Consider the following 3,073-nt stretch of genomic DNA (forward strand, 5'->3'; position numbering starts at 1 on the left):
GAGGTTGCACCTGAGCCCGAGATCGAACAGCCAACCGTATCGGCGGCGCCCCCGCGCGTTACTTCGCCACCGATTCCCGCCAGTGCCGCAGAGCGCCTCGCCAATGCCCCGCTGGACGATCTCTCCCACATTGAACTGCTGGAGCGCCTGGCGCTGGTGATCGCGCGTCGCCGCGAAGCCGCTGCGGCTCTGTTGGCTGCCGCAGCCGCCAAGGCGTCGATTTCGACCGAAGGAGATGCGCCATTCGGGCTGCGCGCCGTGCATTCGCAGCCTGATCATGGCGATGAGGCAGTGCCTGCTGCGGTCGCACCGCGCTTCATCGGCGCCCCTGTCGCTCCGGATGACCAAGCCGAGGGCGAAGATATCCTGGCTTCGGGATATACCTCCCTGCGCGGCCTGACCCGCTCCACGCCGCTGCCAACGCCACCCCAAGGCGAAGCGGCGGCATCGAACGTGCGGGCTTTCGACGCGCCGGCATCTCGCAATCGCGAAACGGATCGGACCGAGCAAGCGTTGCGCGATGCCTTGGCGACGTTGCAACGGATGAGCGGAGCGGCCTGAAACGCGATCCTACTGACCTGTCAGCTTCCACTATCCCTCTCGGCCCACGTAAGAAAATCACGCGGTTTGCCGCTTTCTCGATAGCGATCATGTCCGGAAGGCGGGCTTCGCAGTTGCAAATATTGCCCGTAATCGTCATGGGAGACATTCGGGCCAACCTGCCGCGCGTCGCACCACCGCGATTCGCGATCTTCGTCAACGACCGGAAAGGTCGTGGCGGAAAAGATCATCAGGCAGGGATGACCCGGCAAATGACAGGACGGGTATTTATCGATGGGATTTCCGAAGCCCCAGGGCCTCTACGACGCGCGTAATGAGCATGATGCATGTGGTGTGGGCTTCGTCGCCCATATTAAAGGCACCAAATCGCACGCCATCGTATCGCAGGCGCTGGAGATTCTGAAAAACCTGGACCACCGCGGCGCGGTGGGCGCCGATCCGTTGCTGGGCGATGGCGCGGGCATCCTGATCCAGACGCCGGACGCGTTGTTCCGCAAGTGGGCGGACGGCGAAGGCCTGACCCTGCCGCAGCCGGGCGACTATGCCGTCGCCATGTGCTTCATGCCGCAGGACCAGGCCAGCCGCGATCTGATCACGCAGATCTTCGAGAAGTTCATCAAGAAAGAAGGCCAGAGCCTGATCGGCTGGCGTGACGTTCCCGTCACGCTCGACGGGCTGGGCAAGGCCGTGATCGAATCGATGCCGGTGATCCGCCAGTGCTTCGTTGCGCGCGGCTCCAACTGTGCGGACCAGGACGCGTTCGAGCGTAAGCTGCTCGCTATCCGCAAGCAGACGCAGAACCCGCTGGCGCAAATGGCCGAAAAGCATGGGCTTCCCGGCTTGACCGAGCTGTATATGCCCAGCTTCTCCACCCGCACGATCGTGTACAAGGGGCTTTTGCTGGCGACGCAGGTAGGCTCGTTCTACGACGATCTGCGCAATCCAGATTGCGTTTCCGCACTCGGCTTGGTCCACCAGCGGTTCAGCACAAACACCTTCCCCAGCTGGAAGCTTGCGCACCCTTATCGCTTCATGGCGCACAACGGTGAGATCAACACCGTGCGTGGCAACGTGAACTGGATGAACGCGCGCCGCCGCACGCTGGAATCGGACCTGCTGGGCGCCGATCTCGACAAGATGTGGCCGCTGATCCCGCATGGCCAATCGGACACCGCGTGCCTAGACAACGCTTTCGAGCTGTTGCTCGCGGGCGGCTACAGCCTGTCCCATGCGATGATGATGCTCATCCCCGAGGCGTGGGCCGGCAACGCGCTGATGACGCCCGAACGCCGCGCGTTCTACGAGTATCACGCCGCGCTGATGGAGCCGTGGGATGGCCCGGCTGCCGTCGCCTTCACCGATGGCCGCCAGATCGGCGCGACGCTGGACCGCAACGGTCTGCGCCCCGCCCGCTTCCTCGTCACCGACGACGATCTGTGCGTCATGGCGTCGGAAAGCGGCGTGCTGCCGATCAAGGAAGACAACATCGTTCGCAAGTGGCGCCTCCAACCGGGACGCATGCTGCTGATCGACTTCGAGCAGGGCCGCATCATCGAGGATGAGGAACTGAAGACCCAGCTCGCGTCCGAAGAGCCGTACCAGAAGTGGCTCGACCAGGCCCAGTACAAGCTGGAAGACCTGGACGTGATCGAATCCGAGCTGACCGAGCTGCCGGAGCCTACGGGCACCTTGCTCGATCGCCAGCAGGCGTTTGGCTATACCCAGGAAGACATCAGCCGCTTCCTGGAGCCGATGGCCGTCAATGCCGACGATCCGATCGGCTCGATGGGTACCGACACCCCGATCGCGGTGCTCAGCCGCAAGTCGCGCTTGGTCTACGACTATTTCAAGCAGAACTTCGCCCAGGTCACCAACCCGCCGATCGACCCGATCCGCGAGGAATTGGTGATGAGCCTGGTGTCGATGATTGGCCCGCGCCCCAACCTGCTCGGCCACGTCGCCGGCACGCACAAGCGCCTGGAAGTCAGCCAGCCGATCCTGACGGACGAGGATCTGGCCAAGATACGTTCGGTGGAATCCGCACTGGACGGCGCGTTCCGCACGCAGACGATCGACATCACCTGGGATGCGAAGTCCGGGGCCGAGGGCCTCGAACTGGCGATCAAGGAGATGTGCTGGACCGCGACCGAAGCGGTGCTGGCGGACAAGAACATCCTGATCCTGTCCGACCGGGCGCAGGGGCCGGATCGCATCGCCATGCCCGCCTTGCTGGCGACGGCGGCGGTGCACCACCACCTCGTCCGCCAGGGCCTGCGCATGCAGACCGGCCTTGTCGTCGAAACCGGCGAAGCGCGCGAAGTGCATCACTTTTGCGTGCTGGCGGGTTACGGCGCCGAAGCGATCAACCCCTACCTCGCGTTCGAAACGATCGAGGCGATGCGGGTGCGCAAGGAGCTGCCGATCGAAGCCAGGCAGGCGCAGAAGAACTACGTCTACGCCATCGGCAAGGGCATCCGTAAGGTGATGTCGAAGATGGGTATCTCCACCTATC

1 protein-coding gene and 1 pseudogene are annotated in these 3,073 nt (G+C 63.7%); both read left to right on the forward strand.

The features are described from left to right. A pseudogene (locus ACHWRX_RS05065) lies at positions 1-561 on the forward strand (hypothetical protein); the annotation flags it as partial. Positions 562-834: 273 nt separating this feature from the next. Continuing rightward, positions 835-3,073: glutamate synthase central domain-containing protein (locus ACHWRX_RS05070; RefSeq protein WP_394658335.1), on the forward strand; the 2,239-nt coding region annotated here is incomplete at its 3' end.

This window comes from uncultured Novosphingobium sp., from assembly GCF_964277725.1.
Classification (GTDB): Bacteria; Pseudomonadota; Alphaproteobacteria; order Sphingomonadales; family Sphingomonadaceae; genus Novosphingobium; species Novosphingobium fluoreni.